Raw genomic sequence first — 21,345 nt, 5'->3', positions numbered from 1 at the left:
CAGTTCGATGATGAGCAATGTATTGTTTTATACCCACAATAAGGAAGATCTGAAGAGGGTGATACGGATGGTTGTGGAAGAGATCCGAAAGACAGAAATGATTTCTAATACTCCTATCAGTCCGGAAGAGGACCGGCTAACCCAAAAAGAAGCTGCCAAATTTTTGGGTATATCGGTAACGACTTTGATTAGCTGGAAGAAGAAGGGATTAATATCTTATTTTCAAGTAGGCCGGCCTGTTTTCTTTTCGAAAACAGAATTTTTAGAAGCGGCCCGTAAAAATCCCGGTTTGATCAAACCCAGCAGGAAATAATACCATGCCAAGAGAAGAGTTGTCATATTATTCCATTCTTCGCATTGGTCGGGTATATTGGAATGTCAACCAATAGAAGGAAACTCAGCAGCAACTATCCGGCTGAGTAAGAATTTCGAGATGTGTTTTTGTTACCACAAAAACAATCTCGCTTTTGCTCCCGGAGGTCGCAAAAGAAAAATTTTAGATAGTACAAGAAGACAAGCCGAATCTATTTATTTCATACGCTCCGTTGGTACGAAAAAGCAAACATAACAAAAGTACGTATATCAAATTTCGCTGCACACAGTACGAAAAGAAGCTGCTGCGCATCAAAGCCAAAAGGGCCAGTTTGAGTATGAGCGCTTATTGCCGGAGGGCCGTTATGGAAGACCGGATTGTGGAGCGGATCACCGAAGAACAACTGGACGCTTATAAAATGTTGGTACAGTACCACAACAACTTTCAACGGATCAGGAATATGTTCCACAAACGAAATCCAAAACTTGCCGATGAAGTAGCCCAGTTAGTTCAGGAAATAAAAACACACCTGTATAATTTTAAAAAATGATCGGTAAAGGTAAATCCATAGCGCATACCCGGGCTTCCATGCAATACGGATGGAATCAGGAAAAAAATGCCGAGATCGTCTATACCCAAAACCTTTGCGGAGACAACCCCAAAGAAGTGACCAAAGAATTTCAGATGATACAGCAGATGAATGTCCGTTGCGAAAAGAATACGTTGAGTTTTGTACTTAGCCCGACTATCGAGGATGGCCGAACCCTAAGCCGGGAAGACCTGGAAGAACTTACCGATACCTTTATGAAAGAAATGGAATTGGGAGAACGGCAGGCCATTGCTTTTGTGCATCGGGATAAAGCCCATACCCATATTCATTTATACGTCAATAGAATTGATTTTCAGGGTAAGGCTTATAAGGATAGCTATATTGGCAAACGTAGCCAGAAGGCTGCCGAAAGAACGGCGCAACGATTACAGCTTACCACAGTCAGAGAAGTACAGCAACACAGAGATCAATCCCTGAAACACGTCCGAAACGAGATCAAACAGATACATGACAGGATCATACAGGAATACAAACCGAAAAGTTTTGATGAGTACATTTCCCTGATGAAGCGGCAACGAGTTTCGGTAATCCCCACTATAAACAAACAGAACCAGTTGCAAGGTTTTCGGTTTCAATACAAGAATCATAACCTGAAAGGTAGTGAAGTTCACCGGGAGATGTCCGGGGCGAAGTTAGGAGCAGTATTATCCCGTAACCAACGGTTTGGCCAAAAGCTGATACAAGATAACCAGGTCAATCTAATGGGTAAAGCCGTAGAACTTAGCGGAAATATGGCCGCAAAAATCACCACAGAGTTAGCCAAACAAGCGGCTAAAAGGGTTATAGATACAGGTTTTGAAATAGGATATTAAACACAAACATCATGGCTAAGGTAGAAGAAATTGCAGAACTGTTAACCGAGGAAATCCACGGGTTTAATATCTCCATTGAAAGACTGCAAAAGCTGTCGGAACACTTGGGGGATATAAAAATTAAGGCAGATGCTACGGAAGTAGAACATCTATTAAAACAACACCTTAATGAGTACCGGGAAATACAATCCCGTCACAACGAGAATTTAACGGAGGTATATAAAGAGGTAAAGGGTACTTACTGGCTTCCCCGTTGGTTGGTGATTTCTTTTATTGTGGTATATGCACTCACTTTAGTTTCATTAATTTATACGGTACACCTTCGTGAGAAACGGAAATCCTGGGAAGAAAAATATGAACGTGTCATTAGGTATTACAAGGTATTCATGGAAGAAAATCCGGAGGCTAAAGCCTTGTATGAAAACTGGCTCAACGAAGAAAAATAACCGCGCAAAATAGTATTAGTTCGGTAAGAATATGGGGCTTTGAGGGTATAGCCTTCCCCTATGGCATGGGCTAAACAGCCATCAACAAAGCACTTTTACCTATTACCGTTATAATATCCATACATTATAAGCTACTTTTTAGTAATCGGCTCATTGAAAAATTCCTTTATATCTATATTATAATGTTTGGCAATACCAAAAAGGGTTTTAACAGTAGGGTTTCCTTCTGCTCTCTCTATACGACCAACCTGATTAGCAGATAGTCCCACATGATTGCCTAAAGCAAGCTGGGAAATGCCTTCTTCTGTCCGGAGATGCTTAACTATTTTGCCAATATTTACAAGTAAGCTGTCTAAGTCATCGTTTTTCATTCCATAAAAGTTGTCATTATTTCAAAAAAACTTCAACACATATATGTGTTATTTTAAAATATTTTTATATATTCGTTTCAGATTAACATATATTTGCGACACTTCTTATAGAAAAATATTAGAAGCTATTCGCTTAGAGTCTCATATCAGAAAACTGGCACTTTTCAAGTACACGAGATCATAAGTGAAATGGCCTACGACCCGGGCGTGGGCTCACTTATTCGTGTACGGGTATGCCAGTACCCCTGATGTGGTAAGTTGAGTTCCACGCCTATTTTTTGTAACTCTTCTTCTCTAAAGTAAAGCTATCTATAAAAAATCTTTTGGAGTTTTCGCCAATTACAGAATAACGGGGCCATGTGTCCTGTTATGTGGGGTAGTATGGAAAGGAAGAGGGACGCCTTTTCCTTTCTTTTAAATACTTCCCTTATTCATCTACTACCTCTACACCTTTTCATTAACCTAAAATACTTGCCAATGAAGAGTATAGAGATCAAAAAACTAATAGATAGCCAGGAACCTATCGCCATTATAAGATACTTCGAATGGGCTATTTTCTCCAAAGACTATGCTAATGCTAAGTATTTGCTACTAAGGATGAATAGAAGGCGTAATAAGATCAAAGCAGTAAATGTCCCCGATGATATAACTTCATTTATAATATCTCGTCTCGACGATTTTGAAAAAGTATGCTCCCAAGATGGTTGTACGGTATGGGAGCGTATGGCATTCCGGGAAAAGGTAAAAGCGTTTGTCCCGGAATCGAAGGTAGCCCGACTGATAAATAAATGATCCTTAACTATAACCCCAAAAGCTCACGCCCGGGGATTCGGTAATATTAAAGTGTAAGCCACGAGTTTGGAAGAAAAACAACTCGTGGTTTGCCCCGAATTCAAAAATACACCTGGTCAATCAGAAAAGGAATAATCACTAAACATAGATAAATATTATGGAATGGAAAACCAAAGTATTCGACAAGCTGCAAGAGAGAGCTTATAAACATTTTAACACGTTAAAGTATAATGCTGAAACAGATGATTTCGAAATGAAAATTTATTTGTCCGGGTATGTCGATCTGACGTGTACAATTGCCGACCTGCTTAACCTTTGCATTATTGCCACAGAGAAAGAAGCTACTTCCGGAGAACTTATGGAGGACGATATGAATAACAGTATCAACAATATACTCCGGTTAACACTTCGGATGTTGCCCGTTTCCGAAAGTATGTTTTTAAATGAAACTCACTGCGCTTTTATCTATATGAAAGAAAAAGCGGAGCAAAAAAGAAAAAACGGAGATAAAAATAGTGATGCCGATCTCTCCTGACCATAACGACAATCTCAAAAACCTAAAGGCAACGGATTGGCTTCGATTGCCTTTTACCTGCTTCTTGTTTGGTATGATAGCAGGTGCTTTAGTGGTGACCGTCCTGGTTATCATCTTTATTTGTTGATCTTCTCTTTTTAGGTTTTCTGTGGACCGCTTCCCGGCTTCTGTTTTTTACGGAGGCCGGGTTTTTTTTGGCATTACGGAAAGCCGTAAAATTTATTTTGAGAATGAATTTACATTGGTGGAGCAAAGTTTGAGATACAAAATAATGAACTGTTACAGGAAATAATGAATATGTTCATAAAGTTGAGAAATTTAACTCGGTAAATTTGTTTATCAAATTTTTGTTCAATAAATTTGAATGTTCATTGTCACTGAACAAATAAAAAAAATGAACAAAAAAATAATGTATCGAAATAATGATTTTATATATGAAGCAGTGTCTAACCTGGAAAAATTAATCAATATTCCTATTGATATTGAAAGTTCCAGAGGTAGATATGACGCAATATTAAGTATTGGAGATATACAATTTATTGTTGAAGCAAAGGCTTCTATGCGAACTTCGAATCAAGGGTTGGTGTTGTCTCAATTGGAAGAATTAAAAAAAAGCAGTAATAGGCCAATAGTTTTAATTTCAGATTATATATCTAAAAATGCTGCTAATGAATTGAAAAATAGAGCATTTAATTATATAGATGTGGCAGGGAACACATTTATTAAAAATAATGATTTGATAATTTATATTGAGGGGCAAAAAAGAAGAGTAAGACATAAAACCAACCAATCACGAGCATTTCAGGAAGCAGGAATAAAGATCATATTTCATCTGTTGAGTAACCCGATTAACTTACAACATTCTTATAGAGAAATAGCATATTGTGTTGATGTTTCTATTGGTTCTGTTAGCAATGTGATGTCTGAGCTTGAGGAGCTTAACTATTTGCTTAGAACAAAAGAAAAAAGAGTTCTAAAAAATAAAAAAGATCTTCTTGAAAGGTGGTTAGTTGAGTATTCTACTGTATTAAGACCACGTATTTTGAGAAATAAAATGAAATTTATTGATAATGAATCTTCAAAAAATTGGAAAAACATAGACTTAACCCAATTTAATGGAGAAATTTTATGGGGTGGCGAACCAGGAGGAGCCATACTTAGTAAAAACCTAAGACCTGAAAATTATACAATTTATAGTAATAATGAACTTCCGGAGATAGCAAAATCACTAAAACTAGTGCCTGATAAAAATGGAAATGTAGAAGTGTTGAATAAATTCTGGAAGAACAGTAATAGTGAGGAAAATATTGTGCCAGTATTATTAATTTATACAGATTTGATTAATAGTGGATATGGCAGAAACATAGAAATAGCTAATCAGATATTTGATAATGAGCTACAAAATATCAAGTGACAATTTTAATCATCCATTACTTAAACCTATTCTCAAAGAATTAACAAGATTTTTTAGTGATAAAGGAATACGCTTCTTTGTAATTGGTGCAACTGCAAGAGACATAGTTATGGAAATTCATAATGAAAGTTCTGGTCGTTTAACTCATGATCTGGATATTGCTATAACCATAAACGAATGGAGTCGGTATGACTTTGTAGAAAAAGAAATAGAAAAACTTCCAAATTTTTCTAAAGATCCTAATCAAAAGCAACGTTTTTTCTATCTCGATTCTTTTCAGGTAGATATTGTTCCATTTGGAGAGATAATGAAAGAAGACAGTAAAATATTTTGGCCGCCTGATGAGGAATTTGCTATGTCTGTTTTAGGATTTTCTGCCGTAGATGAAACATCTTTAAAAGTGGGGATAGATAATGAAATAGATATACAAGTAGCATCCTTGTCGGGTGTTTTTCTGTTAAAAATTGTTGCCTGGAAAGACCGGTACCATAAAACTAACAAAGACGCAGACGATATTGGTTTTATACTTAATAACTATCTGGAAATATACAGAGACAGATCCTTAGAATATTTTGAAGAAATATATACCGAAGATCATACCATACTAAAGGGAGGAGCCACATTACTGGGGATTGATTTGAATCAGATATTGAAAAATCATACGGAGACCAAAACATGTATTAATCAAATCCTAATAGATCAAATAGATAAAAAGGAGGAAAGCATCCTTGTAAACCAAATATTAGAAACTCATAAGCTTATGAACTACGATGAGGTTTTAAAAAGCTTAAAAAATATAACCGTTCAACTAACCACGTAACAAAATGCTAACTCAAACAAAAAACCTGAACGAAATAGTTTTAGAAGACAACCAACTAATATGTACCCTTACAGGTGAAGTAAAAAAGATAAAAGCCCAGGAATCCAACCTTCAGTCCGTAATCATTATGCTCAATGAAGAATATGGTTTTGACTTGGACGATATGGAAAGGGATTTCAAAATTGAATATACGGATCCTGATACCAGTAGAACTAAAAAACAAAAAATAGAGTTAGCTGTTTTCGAGAAAGGTAAACCTCACGAACAGAAACACATCATCCGTATCTGTATTGTTCAGGACGATAAAATAAAAGAAACCGACAAGAAGAAAGGACTGGCGGCCACCCTTGAAAATGCCATGGGAGCTGTAGAGAGTTGTGAGTTTGGATTATGGGCAAACGGCTCTAGCTATCATTTTCTTCAAAAAGAAGAAGACGCACTGGGTTATGATTACGAATTTGTGGACTTATCCGATTTTCCCGGCGAAGGTGAAACTTTGGACGATCTTGATCGTGCGGACCGTTCTAGCAGTAGAAAACCTGCCAATGATTCATTAATCAAAGTATTTAAGCGTTCGCATGATTATATCTATGGGAATGAAGGTCGAAAAAAAGATGCCTTTTGGCAGTTGCTCAATCTTATCTTCTGTAAGCTCTACGATGAAAAGCGAAGATTTATATGTGCTGAAAAAGGAGAAAGCTATCGTAGAAAGTTTTGGGTGGGTGTAAAAGAGCAAAACACCGAAGATGGAAGAAAAGCTGTTGCAGACAGAATTAAAGGTTTGTTTGAAGAGCTAAAATCAGATTCAGTTTTTTCTGAGGTTTTTGACGGTAATGAAGCCATTGGCCTTACTGATAAAGGATTAGCCTTTATTGCAGGTGAATTAGCCAAATACTCATTCCTTGATGCCTCCGTGGACGTGAAGGGAATGGCCTATGAAACCATTGTAAGTAATACCCTCAAGCAAGAAGCCGGACAGTTTTTCACACCAAGAAATATCATAAAAGCTATGGTAGAAATGCTTAACCCAAACGAAAATTACCGGGTGCTGGACCCGGCTTGCGGTTCGGGAGGTTTCTTGGTAATGGTGTTAGACCATGTGCGTAAGCAAATAGCACAGAAACTTTATCCTGATTTAGACGGACCGCTTTTGGCAGAAAAGTTCAACTCTTTTGAAGTTAATGAACGAGTAAGGCACTATGCTGAACGAAGTATCTTTGGTTTTGACTTTGATCCCGATCTTAAAAAAGCTGCCCGTATGAACATGGTAATGGCAGGAGATGGACATGCCAACATATTTCATGTAAATTCTTTGGCCTATCCTAAATGGGAGCATCTGGAAGAAATTGAAAAAATCAATGCTTCCATTAATAAAAGTCTGCGAGAGATGAAAGACTTAGAAAATACTTATACCAGTAACGTCATTGGGAAGTTTGACATAGTATTTACCAATCCCCCTTTCGGAGCTAAAGTAAAAGTAGACAAAGAAATTATTTATCACTCAGATGGAACTTTGCGCTACAAACTGGGAGAATATAGCGATGCACCCGAGGTACTGTTTATTGAAGCATGTTACAATTTTTTAAAGCCCGGAGGTAAAATGGCGATAGTATTGCCCGATGGAATACTTGGCAATCCCAATACCCTCCCTGTAAGAGAATGGATTTTAGACAAGTTTAAAATACTTGCTTCGGTAGACTTAGCCGTGGAAGCCTTCTTGCCACAAGTAGGTGTACAAGCCTCTCTGTTGTTTTTACAGAAGAAAACCGAAGAAGAACACCAACTAGCCCAAGACAGTACCGAAGATTACGATGTATTTATGGCTATTGCTGAAAAACTTGGTAAAGACCGAAGAGGAAACCCGATTTACTTGCGTGATGAAGACGGTGCGGAATTACTTTTTGATGTTGAAACAAAATATATCAACTACAAAAAGGATGGTTCAAAAGAGGTGAAAACAAGAAGAGAAAAGTTAAAGCAATTGGATGATGACCTTCCAAAAATCACAAAAGCTTATTTTCAGTTTGTAAAGGGTGAAAAGCTATGAAAGTAGGAAATGCAAAATATAGCTGGCTTATCGAAGGTGGATGTAGGTTAGACTCCTCGTTCCACATGAGTGAGGGGCGAGTATACAATAAATTGATTAAAAACGCTCCTTTAGGATATAAAAGTTTAAATCAAGTAACATCTGAATTGTTTAATGGGATTAGGTTTAAAAGATACTATGTAAGCAATGAAGAATTGGGGATACCTTTTATGGGGAGTTCTGATATGCTAAAGTCTAGTTTCGATGGTCTTAAGTATATTTCCAAGAAACTATCCAAAAATGTTGAATCGTTATGGATTAAGGAAGGATGGACATTAATTTCATGTTCTGGAACAATTGGAAATACTGTTTATGCTAACGCAGACTTTGTAAACAAAACAGCTTCACAACATATTTTAAGAGTTGTGCCAAACGGACAATTACCTTCTGGCTATATTTATTCTTACTTGTCCTCAAAGTATGGATATGCATTACTAACACAAGGTACTTATGGGGCCGTAATTCAACACATCGAACCACATCACATTGAAAACTTACCAATCCCCATTCTCCCCGAATCTAAACAACAAGAAATACACAACCTTATTGTAGAGGCTTCAAATCTTCGTGTGGAAGCGAATAAGTTGTTGAGGGAGGCTACAAGTTATTTTGAGAAAGAATATAAGGTTGAAGGTTTTACTAAAGTATTCTCCAAAAAAGTATCTGATTTAAGTTTTAGCTGGGCATCATACAATAATAACTTGGAATGTGATAAAATTGAAAGTAGTTTCCAAGAACAAATGACTATTGGTAGTGTAGCAACAAAATGTTTTGCTCCTCCATTATTTAAGCACATATATCTTTCAAAAAACAATGGGCATCCATTTTTAACTGGAGCTGAACTCACTAAGTTTATTAAGAAATATTATCGTTGGCTTTCTCCTAGAGGAGTTAAGAATATCAATGATTATAAGGTGGAAAAAGGAACATTACTTCTATATAAATCAGGAACGACAGATGGAGGTATTTTGGGTAATGTATTCATTGCTGATGACATTTTACATGGAGCATGTTTATCTGACCATGTGATTAGAATTTCAACTGATGATTTAAGAATCTCATACTGGCTGTTTGCATTTCTAAAAAGTTCATCAGGTATAAAATTGTTACAAAAAATGGCAACTGGTTCTATGATACCCTTTATTACTCCTGACAGACTTTTACAAGTTAAGTTTCCTAAACCAAATGATAAATTAGACTGGGTATTTGAAAAAATAGAAGGTTATATCGAAAAATCCTCTGAAAGTCATCGAAAAGAACTCAAAGCAATCGACCTGGTAGAAAAAGAGATTGAATCATGGCAAAAATAATTAAACCACCCTATTTTGAATCGGTCGTGAATGTCGGAGAAAAGCGTTTGCTAGATTATTTAGAGGTAAACCTTCCGGATAGTTATTACTTAGTGCCCAATGTAGAAATTGCTTCTACCAACCCACGTAACAACCGTACCCAATACTGGGAATACGACCTTATTGTGGTGGCTCCGCATGCCATTTACAATATAGAAAACAAAGATTGGAAAGGACGTATTGAAGGAGATGATAATTACTGGTACTTAAATGATCGCCAAAAACCCAACCCTTTAAAAACAGGTCGCCAAAAAACAGCCATTCTTGCTTCCAAACTCAAAGAAAAAGAATATTCATGGGGCAAAGCATGGATTCAAAATATGGTTACTCTCTCCTATGCAAATTCCTTTGAACCTCTGTTTTGGCAGGAAGCAGGTAAACTCACTTTTCAACTCAACAAAAAACTTATTGAGTATCTTACAGATCCGAACCAGATAGGAAAACTAAATAATGACATTGCCGACATTCAACATGATATTGTGGAATTTTTGATCGGGAATCAAGGTAAAAAGGCTCCGGATGAAAAACGCGAAATAGAAGGCTTTGAAATTATCGAAGTATTATTACAAGAACCTAATTTCACAGAATACCTGGTAAAACCAAAAGGCGTTACCTCTTCCATTCGTAAAAGGGTAAAAGAATTTTCATTACAGGTATCAGGTTTATCACCTGAAGAACTTCGCAAACGAGAAGAGGCCATCAAAAACCAATACAAGGCGCTGCATAAAATCAAGGCCAAACCATTCATTCTAAATGTAGAGTTTAAAATAGATGAAGAAAACCATCTGTTTTATGAGATTTCAGATTTTTTAGATGAAAACTCGCTACGTGCGGAAGCTCGCTCCAAAACCTACACTTTTCAGGAGAAGATAGGTATCCTTCGAAATGTAATGGCTGCCCTAAAAGAGGCTCATAAAGAGAATATATATCATAGAGACATCAATCCCGACAATATCTACATGAGCAGCGGATATGCGTATTTAGGGAATTTCGGGAAATCTTATTTTACCGACCACAATGAGCAGGGCTATACGGTAATGGCAACTATTAACGAGATGAATGCCTCTGCCTACCATCCCTTAGAATTAACCGTAGGTGATGCTTCTCGTTCGTCTGATATATATTCGCTTGGGGTATTGATATATTGGCTTTTTACCGGGGAAGAACCGTTTAAAACACCTTTCGAATTAGACAAACTGGGAGGACAAATTCCGGAGGATATACTCCCGAGTCATATCAATAAAGCATTACCAAAATGGTTAGATCAACTTTGTCTAAAAACAGTATTAACAGATGAATTAAAGCGAATCGACAACATTGAGGAGCTGGAAAATTTCATCAATGAAGCAATAAAGGAGTCACAAACCGAACCACAACCGACAAAAACAACCACTTCAAAAGCTCCACAACAAAAGGAAGCACATGATTTAGATGAAGGCGACCGTGTTGGAGCATATGTAATACATGAAATTCTTGGTAAAGGAGGTTATTCTAAAGTATTTAAGGTAAAACACAGCTTGCAAGATAGATACTTTACCATGAAACTTTTCCATGAAAGCGTAAACGCACAATCTGTTATTGATGAGTACAGTGCTTTAAAAGACCTCAATCATCAAAATATTGTAAAATTTGTCTGGAATGATATTGCCTCTACCGGTCAATTTTTTACGGTAATGGAATACCTAGATGGTGAAAACTTAAGTATGTATACTCGTACTGATGCTCGTCTTCCTATTTACCGCATATATCAAGTAGCGAAAGATATTTTGGAAGCATTGGTTTCTATGCAAAACATGCCAAAACCAATTTTGCATAGAGATATTAAACCTCAAAATATTATTTGGGACAACCAAGAACGCTTTGTTTTGATTGACTTTAATGTGGCTTCATTTGCCGAGGACAATAAGGATTTTGTAGGAACCAATCCTTATTTAGCTCCTGATTTAATCACAGGTAATTATAAAGTAAATTGGGATAAATCAGCAGACACCTTTGCTTTGGGCATTACCCTTTATGAGCTTATTTGTAAGCAATATCCTTGGGCTCCTGGTAAATTGCCATTAATTAGCAAAGCCCCAGTTGCTCCTAAAAGCATAGAAGACCGACTTTCTGCTTCATTTGAAGCATTTTTGTTAAAAGCCATCGATCCGAGAGGAGTTAACCGTTTTAAAAATGCTCTAGAAATGTTGGATGCTCTTCTGAAAATTGGAGAAGAAGGAATTTTAGAGAGTAAGAAAGAAAAGGCAGAACCAACTGTTGAAATTGAAAAACAAGACGATTTTGTTAAATACATCAATTCGCTTTACAGTCAGTCTAAACATGGTAATTCAGGAACGAGAGCAAACTTCGATACCAATGTTTACAATGAATTAACCTATACTCCGACTAAATTGGACAACCATTTGATCCCTGCAATCCTGGATGGGCAGTTCAAATTATTAATAATTACCGGAAATGCCGGTGATGGTAAAACCGCCTTTATCCGAAAAATTGAGGAAGATAAAAACATTAGCCAATTAGAGCGTTTTGGACATAAAAACGGAGCTCGTTTCAAGATAAATGGAGTTGCCTTCGAGAGTAATTATGATGGTTCACAGGATGAAAATGAAAGAGCAAATAATGAAGTCTTGGAGAGTTTCTTTCAACCTTTTGAAGATATTGAGAACTATAACAATGCTAAGGAAGGTAGAATTATAGCAATAAATGAAGGTCGTTTGGTAGAGTTTCTAAAAATCACAGAAAAACACAAAACGCTGCACGACCATATTGAAAATTACTTTTACAACGAAGGACATCATGAATTACCGGGAGGGTTAATGATTATCAACCTAAACTTACGTTCTGTTACAGCACAAACAGATAACGAGCCTAGTTTATTCAGACAACAAGTAAAAGCACTTACCCAGAAGAAATTTTGGAGCAAATGTGAAGGCTGTTCCTTGGTAAATCAGTGTTTCATAAAATACAATGTGGATTCGTTCAATGACACAGCAACTGGTGAGGAAGTAATTACAAGAATGGAGTGGCTTATGAGAACTGCAAGTCTTAAAAGAGAATTGCATATCACTATGAGAGATTTACGCTCATTTATAGCTTATACCCTTACTCGTGATCATGATTGTAAAGATATTGAGGGATTATTCCAACAAAATCAAAATACTCCGGAGCATTACTGGCAGTATTATTATTTTAACATTACCAATCCTTTAGTAGGCGATTCGGGTAATCAAGATAGGCTAATAAAACTGTTAAGAGAAACTGATATTGGTGAAGTGGCTATTCCGGATTTGGATAGAGATTTGTTCTTCGGAAAACTTCAATCCAAACATTACTTAGAATTTGCCGAACGTAACGTTACACTTTTAGATACGTTCAACTCAATTGAAAGAATAAAGCCGACTTATGAGCAAGATGATAATGAGATTGCTCGCATAAAAATCATTCAAAAGAACTTTGTTCGTCATCAGTATTTTGAAGGCAAAGCAGGACTTTTAAGTATTCAGAATGGTCATGTGAAAGATAACGGAGAAGAAGAAACTTTAAAGCTTCCTTCTTATCTGCTACGATTGCCGTATCACTCGGTTTTTAAATTTGTAAAAGTGTTGGAAGAAGGAGATACCGACAATCATACCAAAGCAAGTATTTCAAGAGCAATTTCTTTAAATGAAGGTTGTGACAATCCGGGAATCGACCAGAGCTATTTGGTGTTATCCTCAACTGAAATAAGAGATCCATTCAGTAAGTCGTTCAGATTATTCAACTTGAATGATTTTGAGTTGTTTGTGAATAGAACTGACCATTTGGTGAAATACCTGGAATACGAACCGGACAGTTTAACCTTTAGACACAAAGAACAAAAACATATAAAGCTTATCATATCCTTAGACCTCTATGAAATGCTATACTTCATTCAGCAAGGTTTTAGTCCTTCTTTAAATGACCTGAGAGGGAGATTTGTAGAACTCATCATCTTCAAGAATCTTTTGGAGAATTTGAACTATAAAGAGGTGGTTGTAACGAAGGATAACATGGAGTTTTTTAAAATCAGTAAAAACGAACAAAGCCGTCTTGAAATTCAACCAATGGAGATATAACTATGGCCATAAAATTAAATAAAGAAGAGAGTTTGTTCAGAAATGAACTAATTTTTACCGCAGATGCAAAGGCGGTAAACATAGATAATACTTTGGTGAATTTATTCATGCTATTAAAGTACAACGGTATTAGACCAAAGCAAAGAGCTCGTTCCAGTGGCAGTACATTTATCGAATTAGACACCCTTAAAAAAGTCTTTTCAAAACTTGAAGAAGAAGGCTCTCTTAAAGGGTTTAAGGATAATCCTGATGCTGCGGAATTGTGGATGCGTAGTAATCTGGTAAACATGGTATTCAGAGGTAATGTAGATAAAGAGAAAATATCCTCATTAAGACCTATCCATCTTGAAAGTTACCGTGTAAGAAATGCTGCTAATACCAGGGACTATAACACTGCGGACCAAGTTTATTTAATGTTAGGGGCTAATCCTACGGTTAAGGAAGATTTGAAAAACTTCTTAATGGAAGGATGGGATCAAACTACCAGCAAGATCAATAATGGTAACGGATTGGATGTAGATAGCTTGGGATTACTTCATATCATCAAAAAAGTGAAACCTGGCTTTTTGGAAAGCAATTCTACGTTGAATCAAATCCACCCGATTCTGCAAAAGCAGGCAGAGCTGTTTTGCGATGATGTAAGAAGGTTGTTGGTGTACAAAAGGTTGATCCCTAGAAACGTATTGATTGATTACTTAAAAACAATTATTTCTTTCCACTTATCGCTATACATCCAAAAACTGGTTCATTTTTTGCCAAAGATGGTCGAGTCAGGAAATATTGAAATAATTGATGATTGGAACATAGTATTGGATGCAACTGATAATTACGCAAGTAAAGTTTCCCGATTAGCTGCCGCTGATGCTGAAAGTTTGACGAATAAGATTTATGATTATGTAAAATCGACATTTCAAGTGAATGCTGCTTTGCGTAGGTTGAAATTGGATAAGACCAATTCTGAAAATCTTACGAAAGCTTTAAAGATTTTACAGAAGAAGCCTACGGATTTTGAAATCTATTTTGAAACGCAATGGGATAACCTATACAACTCATTAGAGGAGGAGGATAAACTCTTAATTGAGGACATGGTGAAATATGAGGACACTTATTTTGACAGGTATATTGAGCTTATTTTAAAAGCAAGAGGTACTTACCAGTACAGGTTTCATATTCAGCTCATTGATAACTTATCTCAAAAGAACAATGAGAGAGGTTTTATGGCGCAAGGAAGAAGCAGAAAGCATCCAAGGCGATTCGTTTTAGGGACTAGATTGCTTGAAACCCTTGTTCAAATATTGGTGCTTGAGTCAAGGAATAACCAATTCCAGACTAGAAGTTTATCTATTGAAGAATTGGTGTCAAATATTAGAGAACGATATGGTTTGGTTATAAATGGTCTAAATGAAGAGCGATTTGCAGATGCAGATTTACAAACTCATTTAGCTTTTAAGGAAAATATGGAGGCGTTTAAAATGAAGCTTCGTCAGATAGGTTTTTATAACGATTTGAGTGATGCTTATATCCTTCAAAGAATTAGACCACGTTACGAATTAAATGTTCAGTGAAATGGAAATGGTAAGGACTATAAACACGTATTACAAAAGAATCATTGACCTGGTCCTTGAACTACACAAGGCAGATTTTGGCAATGCAATACCAGGACATTGTATGAAAATTACAGGTCTTGGATTAAATGAATTAGAATTTTTGTGGGATATTATTCATGATGAATACCCTGCTATTGATACGTTTATTGTTTCGGAAGAAAGTAATGGAAGTGATAAATTTATTTCTGCTACAAAGCTTGTAGAGCTTAGAAACAAACAAGAAGCTCCTTTATTAGTGTTGATTCCTTCAAACAGCAGAACAGCAGCAGAAGATTCTTATGGTAATGCCACCTTTAAGGAGATTTCCTTGGAAGGTATAGAACATAAACTAAAAGAGGAATTAATTGCTAAAATTCCGGATGACTATGCTCACTTAATAGAAAGTGAAATACTTCAATACCTTAATTCAACGACAATAAGTACTGTTAGTATTATCAAGTATTTACTCGCGCTTGAAGAAGGAGGATATTCTAATGAAGCGGTTGGAAATAATATATACATACTCAATCTCCTGCCTGATGAAAAACTAATTGAGGAACCTGAAAAGGTTCGTTCAAGATTGAATTTCAACCTTGAAAGTACCGAACTATTAAGTTCATTTAGTAAGCCTTTGTACGATAGGGTTGCTGAGTTACCATTGGAGCCAAATACGTTGCAAAAAGAGATTGTGAACTTCATTAAACAGGAAAATGAAGCTCGAAATGCGGATGAAATATGTCGATTGGTATTTAAAAGTTATCAGCATCTAAATTTTGCCAATTGGAAAATTCCGGATCTTGATTTCTCACATATTAAGTTGCTTATAGAAGAAATTAAGTCTAACAATTTCAAAGTAGAAGAAGGCAGAAAAGTATTGCATGTTGAAGAAAACAAGACTACAAAAGTTCGTATTCGATTCAGTACTAATCCCAACCCTAAAGATATTTCCGATCTGAAATATTTTAAGGTGATTTTAATGGTAGTGGATGGAGGAACTGGAGAAGAAGTTTTTGTATTACGAAAATTAAAGAATACTGCCTCAAAGCGACCATACCGTGAAGCAACGGTAGATTTGAATTCAAACATGATTGAGGAAGGTTCTTATTTCTTCAAAGTATTAGCCGAAGATGAGCATGGGAACGTTTTGAATGCAAATGACGACTTTAAAGATCTGAAAATTCAGAAAGCATGGGAAGAAGCTGTGAAGGCAGATGAAAATATGTCCAAAAGTGCTTTTCCATACAAGTTAACTTGTGATTCAGACGATTTTGACTTCGTGGTTGAAGAGATGACTGAAAGAGATGAAAACCAACGTAAAGACAAGCTTAACAATGTTCTTCAAGCGTATTTCAAATACCGAATCGAAAAGATAAAATTGGGAGATGAAGCTGATATCCCGGAAGCTTCGGAAAACTCAAATGTTTGGCTTAATGATATTACTAAGCATACATCAACTTTCTATATCAATTACTCGGAACGACATAATTATCAAATCAATCTTTCTTCAAAGTTAAGAAGTATAGAAAACAAGTTTTTAGAGAATTGCACTTCCTTTGGTTATGTGAAGGGATCTCTGAAAAGTAATTCCGCGGCGGTTGGTTTTGAATCCATAAAGTTTGTTGAAAGCGATTTAACAAGTATCATTCCTAACCCTGTTTTGAAATTGCGTAAGGAAATTTTTACTGCAATTCAGAAATCCAATGAGAATGGAGACGGTGTTTTTGAAACGGCAGATTTATTTAATCACTATCAAATAATCAAAGACTATGTTCAGAAACTGACAGAATGGACAACATCTTTGAAAAACCAGGTGTCTAGCGATGAATTAAATGAGGAGGAAAAAAGTAAGATTCAATATTTTCTAACTGAACTTCAAATACTTGATGTTGCAAGAATTAGAACTAAGCTACCTGATGGCCAACACACAGAAGCTTTATTGCTTTCTCCATTACATCCTTTGAGACTAGCATGGATCATTGAATTAATGGAGTTGTTTAACAATTGGGAGCAAAAGACCAAAGATTATCCTGGGCATAAAGAATCTTGGGCCAAGAATTTAGAATTCTTCTTTGAAGGCCAATTATCTCCTGAAAACAACCCTCTTGTTTTAGTTGAACCAACTTCGTTTAAAAATTATCATTATTCAGGCGAGCTTGCCTATGGATGGGGATTGTACCTGAATGTTTTGGCAGACGAATCAAAAAACGGAATGACTTCGGTTTCAAGACAAATGAAACACTATTTCCGTCAATTATTCAATGTAACTAAGGATAATTATGTAGAAACAGACATTAGTCAAAAGCTAGTGATTAGGCACATAAAAAACTACCTGGCTCAACACCCTTATACCGACAAACTAATTATCAATCTAATCAATTCAGGAGATGCTTCCGTATTTGCAGATGCATTTGTAGAACTAGAAAAAGATAAAGCGTTTAAAGCTATTAAATACGAAGTCAGAATATTTAAAGGTGACGATAGGATAATTGAGCATGGTGAAGCTTTAAGAAATTTAATCAATCCGGAGTTCAATGTATCAGAAGAGGCGGAAGTGTTTTCGCAGCCTTCAAAAAACAGGTTGTTCCCTAAGCTGCGTTTCTCTATCAATAGCACTTCTGATTACTTAAAAGTACCTTCAAAGTTTACCGCACATTTAAGTTTCTTGGTAGACCCATTTCCCATTACAGTCGAACTCATCAAACCATATAAAAATGATAGAAATTTCTATCTGAACGGATTATTAACTGAATCAACTGTAACCGTTGATGAGAATGGCAACCAAATAAAGTGGAATAGGTTCATTCGAGGGAATAGACTTTCCATTGGTTATCAAGGCAGTGGAAAATTAGGTATAGATTTATTTGACAACATTCAGTCATTCGTTGCAGGCGCATTGGCATCAAAACACACAGAATCCATTCCTTCTACCCAGTTAAGGCTTAATGATAGGGATAAAGTTCTGTTAACTCATTTACATGATTATTCCGATTGGGTAATTACGTTTGATAAAAACCTTGGGCCACAAATATTTGATCAACCATCAAAAGACGGTAAAATTCCATTCCTACTTGATTACGTCCCTGGAGAGGAATTGTTCGGAATTTCATCTTATTTGACTACCAGACCAACTTCAGAAGTATTAGGATTGCTTGGACCACATTTTGAAGAGTTCAACCTAGATATTTATAATGCAGAAGACGAGAAGAAAATAAAAATACTTCTTGAAGACCTCAGAGCAGTAAGTAGTTCTTTGGTACTACAGCTAAACTCATCAAAAAATAAAGCTTTTGAGGTCATTGGTTCTGCATTTACCAAAAGAGTTTTAGAAAAGAAAGGATTATTGGAGGAAGCCTTTTTGATTCCAATTGACTTGCATCAAAACCTTTTCGATCCTTCTGAAAGCAAAAGTAGAGCAGATAATTTATTGGTGTCAATCAACCCGGATAAAAGAGAAATATCCATTTCCGTTATCGAAATAAAATGCAGAAAATCTCTTGGAGAAACTGAAAGCAATGAGTTGAAAGTTAAAATGAGAGAGCAGATTGAGAATACTATTGAGGCGTTAAGGATGCATTTTGATCCGGAATATCACTTGTCTATGGACAGGCTTGATAGAGAGATTAAGAATAAGGAATTAAAGTCTTTACTAAGCTTTTATATCGAAAGGGCGTATCGTTACGAATATTTGAATGAAAACGCATACGAAAGCTATTTAGCGTTTTTACAATACCTAGATGCAGGATTTAAACTTAAATTCAATCAACTGGGTTTAATATTTAACTTCACAGCTCAAAGAAAGCATCATAAAGAAATTCTAGATCACGATTTAGCTTTCTTCACATTTGGAGGAAGATTAATTGAAGAAATACTTGATCCGGATTCAGACCTTAACACAAGAAAACTTGAAGATAATGAGTTAGATGCTGAGTTAAGTTCGGTTATAAGAACGAATACGACATTGAAACCATTCATTCAGAAATTCAAATCGAAAGATCCTGAACAACCAATTGAAGAGGTGAAAGAAGTTGGTGAGGAATTAGTAAAAATAAAGGAAACAGAATTAAAGGCTGAGGAGGAGTTTGAAGAGCCTGAAATGGTTGACCATATAGATACACCTATTTCTACTGATATATCAACTGATGTAGAACATATAACTCCTGAATATGATATTCTTATAGGTAGGAGCTCACCAAGTAGTCAGTTCGGAATTTTAGGAGAAAGTCTCCATGGAAAAAAGATTGCTATTGATTTGAGTGAAACAAATACAATTAGTTTGTTTGGTGTTCAAGGTGGTGGTAAAAGTTATACTATCGGGACTATTTCTGAAATGGTATTAAAGCAATTTAGCAAGGTAAATGAGCTACCAGCTCCACTTGCAGGTGTAATATTCCATTATAGCGAAAGCATGGATTATGAGCCTGAATTCACTTCTATGATTTACCCAAATGACAAGGAAGCTGAACTCAATAAACTGAAAGAAAGATACGGTGCTAACCCTGATAATATTGAGGATGTAATTATCCTTACGCCAAAGGACAAAATTGAAGAAAGACAGGTTGAATATCCATCAATTGAAGTTTTACCGATTGCATTCAATTCAAAAGAACTTAATGTTCAGGATTGGCTATTCATACTTGGTGCAATAGGAAATGATTCAGCATACATTAAACAATTAAAAGCCATAATGAAAGAGCACAGAAGAAATATAACTATTGATGGGGTTACCCAAAGTGTTGAAACTTCTGAACTCTTATCAAATTCACAAAAAGCACTCGCACGACAAAAATTAAGCTTCGCAAGAGAATATATAGATGACAACTTCATGTTGAGAGATGCCCTTAAGCCAGGAAGATTAATTATCGTGGATTTAAGAGATGAGTTTATTGTCAAAGATGAAGCTTTAGGATTATTTGTAATAATGCTTAATATATTCTCAGCCGTCAAAAATGTGAACGGAGCACACTTCAATAAGTTTATTGTATTTGATGAAGCACATAAATATATGGACAATAAAGACCTAACTGGGAATATTGTAACTGCCATTCGTGAAATGAGACATAAGGGAGTAAGTATAATGATTGCCAGTCAAGATCCTCCGAGTTTGCCAAACGAGATAATAGAATTGAGCTCAGTGGTATTACTGCATAAGTTTAATAGCCCTCAATGGTTAAAGCATATTCAAAAATCCATCACCCAATTATCAATGCTAGGAGCAGTAGATATGGGTGCATTGGTTCCTGGGGAAGGGTTTTTATGGGCTACTAAGGCTACTGAAAAGAGTATAACAACAAAGCCCGTGAAAGTATTTACGAGACCAAGAGTAACTAAGCATGGTGGTGGAACAATTCAAGCTAATGGAGGTAAATGAAATCAATAGTTTTTTCACATAGAGGAAAAAGAGAGGTCAATCAGGATTTTGTTTTGGTTCGGAACATAAATCCTGAAACCTATCTTCATCTTATTGTTGATGGTATGGGAGGCTATGAGCATGGAGAAATAGCTGCTAAAATAGTTGCTGAGAGTATCTTGACATACTTATCGACAGTTGAAATTATTGATGAAGCACAAATACAAAAGGCAATAAATAAAGCAAATCTTTCAATAAGACAACTAAGGAAAAAGAACAATACAAAAGTTGGAGCAACAGTTGGCGGAGTGATTTTACAATCAAATCAAGCTACTTGTTTTTGGGTTGGGGATGTGAAAATCTTTTATTACAAAAACAATAAACTTGTGCGAGAATCAACCTCTCATACGCTTATTGATGAAGTTATTAGCAATGGTACAATCAAGGATCTAAAGCAAATAAATAAGTATAAACACGTTGTAACACGGTCAGTTCAGGGAGATGTTTATCTGTCTCAAATCGATGTGTTTACCCAAGAGAAGATTGATGATTCAGATTTATTCCTAATCTGTTCTGATGGTGTACACGATTTATATAATGGCATTCACTTGCAGCAAATACTGAACACTTCTGATTCCTATGAAGAGGCGTTTAACCGAATCGAAAAACGTTTAATGAATGAGGCAAAAGATAATTTTTCGTTAATCACGCTTCAAATTTGATGAAATATATTAGGCTATGCAGCAAGCAGGTATGATAGTGTGTTTATT

At 36.0% G+C, this 21,345-nt stretch carries 15 protein-coding genes; 14 read left to right on the top strand and 1 reads right to left on the bottom strand.

Features of this window, described 5'->3' with window-relative positions:
- The first annotated feature begins 7 nt into the window (after positions 1-7).
- From KN811_RS11120 to KN811_RS11105, 4 genes are all read left to right on the top strand, one after another.
- Complete coding sequence (locus KN811_RS11120; protein WP_247716592.1) at positions 8-313, top strand: helix-turn-helix domain-containing protein; 306 nt, start codon at positions 8-10, stop codon at positions 311-313.
- A 232-nt stretch (positions 314-545) separates the two neighbouring features.
- The gene (mbpA, locus tag KN811_RS11115; RefSeq protein WP_187964581.1) at positions 546-863 is read left to right on the top strand and encodes a mobilization protein MbpA; all 318 of its coding nucleotides are present in this window, start codon (positions 546-548) and stop codon (positions 861-863) included.
- Positions 860-1,735, top strand: a complete 876-nt coding sequence (locus tag KN811_RS11110) for a relaxase/mobilization nuclease domain-containing protein (protein ID WP_187964580.1) — start codon at positions 860-862, stop codon at positions 1,733-1,735. The genes mbpA and KN811_RS11110 overlap by 4 nt, the downstream gene beginning before the upstream one ends.
- Positions 1,736-1,746: 11 nt before the next feature.
- Positions 1,747-2,181 (top strand): DUF6730 family protein, encoded by a 435-nt coding sequence (locus KN811_RS11105; protein ID WP_187964579.1) that lies wholly within the window; start codon positions 1,747-1,749, stop codon positions 2,179-2,181.
- A 131-nt stretch (positions 2,182-2,312) separates the two neighbouring features.
- On the opposite strand, the gene KN811_RS11100 is transcribed toward KN811_RS11105, so the two are convergent.
- The gene (locus KN811_RS11100; RefSeq protein WP_187964578.1) at positions 2,313-2,552 is read right to left on the bottom strand and encodes a helix-turn-helix domain-containing protein; all 240 of its coding nucleotides are present in this window, start codon (positions 2,550-2,552) and stop codon (positions 2,313-2,315) included.
- A 477-nt stretch (positions 2,553-3,029) separates the two neighbouring features.
- On the opposite strand from KN811_RS11100, the gene KN811_RS11095 reads away from it, so the two are divergent.
- The 10 genes from KN811_RS11095 to KN811_RS11050 all read left to right on the top strand — a co-directional run bounded on the left by KN811_RS11095 (position 3,030) and on the right by KN811_RS11050 (position 21,297).
- Positions 3,030-3,344, top strand: coding sequence for a hypothetical protein (locus KN811_RS11095; RefSeq protein ID WP_187964577.1), 315 nt, complete (start codon positions 3,030-3,032; stop codon positions 3,342-3,344).
- Positions 3,345-3,501: 157 nt separating this feature from the next.
- Positions 3,502-3,879, top strand: a complete 378-nt coding sequence (locus KN811_RS11090) for a hypothetical protein (protein WP_187964576.1) — start codon at positions 3,502-3,504, stop codon at positions 3,877-3,879.
- A 394-nt stretch (positions 3,880-4,273) separates the two neighbouring features.
- Positions 4,274-5,293: a type IV toxin-antitoxin system AbiEi family antitoxin gene (locus KN811_RS11085; protein ID WP_247716470.1), complete on the top strand. Its 1,020-nt coding sequence runs from the start codon at positions 4,274-4,276 to the stop codon at positions 5,291-5,293.
- Positions 5,271-6,113, top strand: coding sequence for a nucleotidyl transferase AbiEii/AbiGii toxin family protein (locus tag KN811_RS11080; protein ID WP_187964575.1), 843 nt, complete (start codon positions 5,271-5,273; stop codon positions 6,111-6,113). Before KN811_RS11085 ends, KN811_RS11080 begins: the two co-directional genes overlap by 23 nt.
- Positions 6,114-6,117: 4 nt before the next feature.
- Entirely contained in the window at positions 6,118-8,160 is a 2,043-nt protein-coding gene (gene mads2 / locus KN811_RS11075; RefSeq protein WP_187964574.1) for a methylation-associated defense system DNA methyltransferase MAD2, read from the top strand.
- Positions 8,157-9,509, top strand: coding sequence for a methylation-associated defense system restriction endonuclease subunit S MAD5 (gene mads5, locus KN811_RS11070; protein ID WP_187964573.1), 1,353 nt, complete (start codon positions 8,157-8,159; stop codon positions 9,507-9,509). The genes mads2 and mads5 overlap by 4 nt, the downstream gene beginning before the upstream one ends.
- Positions 9,497-13,642 carry a methylation-associated defense system protein kinase MAD6 gene (gene mads6 / locus KN811_RS11065; RefSeq protein ID WP_187964572.1) on the top strand — a complete coding sequence of 1,382 codons (4,146 nt, stop codon included), beginning with the start codon at positions 9,497-9,499 and terminating at the stop codon, positions 13,640-13,642. Before mads5 ends, mads6 begins: the two co-directional genes overlap by 13 nt.
- A 2-nt stretch (positions 13,643-13,644) precedes the next feature.
- Complete coding sequence (gene mads7 / locus KN811_RS11060) at positions 13,645-15,207, top strand: methylation-associated defense system protein MAD7 (protein WP_187964571.1); 1,563 nt, start codon at positions 13,645-13,647, stop codon at positions 15,205-15,207.
- A 103-nt stretch (positions 15,208-15,310) separates the two neighbouring features.
- Positions 15,311-20,596 (top strand): methylation-associated defense system ATP-binding protein MAD8, encoded by a 5,286-nt coding sequence (mads8, locus tag KN811_RS11055; RefSeq protein ID WP_247716469.1) that lies wholly within the window; start codon positions 15,311-15,313, stop codon positions 20,594-20,596.
- On the top strand, positions 20,593-21,297 hold the full coding sequence (locus KN811_RS11050) for a PP2C family protein-serine/threonine phosphatase (RefSeq protein ID WP_187964569.1): 705 nt from the start codon (positions 20,593-20,595) through the stop codon (positions 21,295-21,297). Before mads8 ends, KN811_RS11050 begins: the two co-directional genes overlap by 4 nt.
- Positions 21,298-21,345: the final 48 nt, after the last annotated feature.

Source organism: Sinomicrobium weinanense (assembly GCF_018863395.1).
Lineage (GTDB): Bacteria > Bacteroidota > Bacteroidia > Flavobacteriales > Flavobacteriaceae > Sinomicrobium > Sinomicrobium weinanense.
This window is presented reverse-complemented; position numbering and strand designations above follow the sequence as displayed.

What these genes read in the sequence shown, in the direction of transcription:
- KN811_RS11120 (WP_247716592.1), top strand. Translation starts at nt 8, where the DNA reads ATGATGAGCAATGTATTGTTTTATACCCACAATAAGGAAGATCTGAAG.
- KN811_RS11110 (WP_187964580.1), top strand. Translation starts at nt 860, where the DNA reads ATGATCGGTAAAGGTAAATCCATAGCGCATACCCGGGCTTCCATGCAA.
- KN811_RS11105 (WP_187964579.1), top strand. Translation starts at nt 1,747, where the DNA reads ATGGCTAAGGTAGAAGAAATTGCAGAACTGTTAACCGAGGAAATCCAC.
- KN811_RS11100 (WP_187964578.1), bottom strand. Translation starts at nt 2,552, where the DNA reads ATGAAAAACGATGACTTAGACAGCTTACTTGTAAATATTGGCAAAATA.
- KN811_RS11095 (WP_187964577.1), top strand. Translation starts at nt 3,030, where the DNA reads ATGAAGAGTATAGAGATCAAAAAACTAATAGATAGCCAGGAACCTATC.
- KN811_RS11090 (WP_187964576.1), top strand. Translation starts at nt 3,502, where the DNA reads ATGGAATGGAAAACCAAAGTATTCGACAAGCTGCAAGAGAGAGCTTAT.
- KN811_RS11085 (WP_247716470.1), top strand. Translation starts at nt 4,274, where the DNA reads ATGAACAAAAAAATAATGTATCGAAATAATGATTTTATATATGAAGCA.
- KN811_RS11080 (WP_187964575.1), top strand. Translation starts at nt 5,271, where the DNA reads ATGAGCTACAAAATATCAAGTGACAATTTTAATCATCCATTACTTAAA.
- mads2 (WP_187964574.1), top strand. Translation starts at nt 6,118, where the DNA reads ATGCTAACTCAAACAAAAAACCTGAACGAAATAGTTTTAGAAGACAAC.
- mads5 (WP_187964573.1), top strand. Translation starts at nt 8,157, where the DNA reads ATGAAAGTAGGAAATGCAAAATATAGCTGGCTTATCGAAGGTGGATGT.
- mads6 (WP_187964572.1), top strand. Translation starts at nt 9,497, where the DNA reads ATGGCAAAAATAATTAAACCACCCTATTTTGAATCGGTCGTGAATGTC.
- mads7 (WP_187964571.1), top strand. Translation starts at nt 13,645, where the DNA reads ATGGCCATAAAATTAAATAAAGAAGAGAGTTTGTTCAGAAATGAACTA.
- mads8 (WP_247716469.1), top strand. Translation starts at nt 15,311, where the DNA reads ATGAAAATTACAGGTCTTGGATTAAATGAATTAGAATTTTTGTGGGAT.
- KN811_RS11050 (WP_187964569.1), top strand. Translation starts at nt 20,593, where the DNA reads ATGAAATCAATAGTTTTTTCACATAGAGGAAAAAGAGAGGTCAATCAG.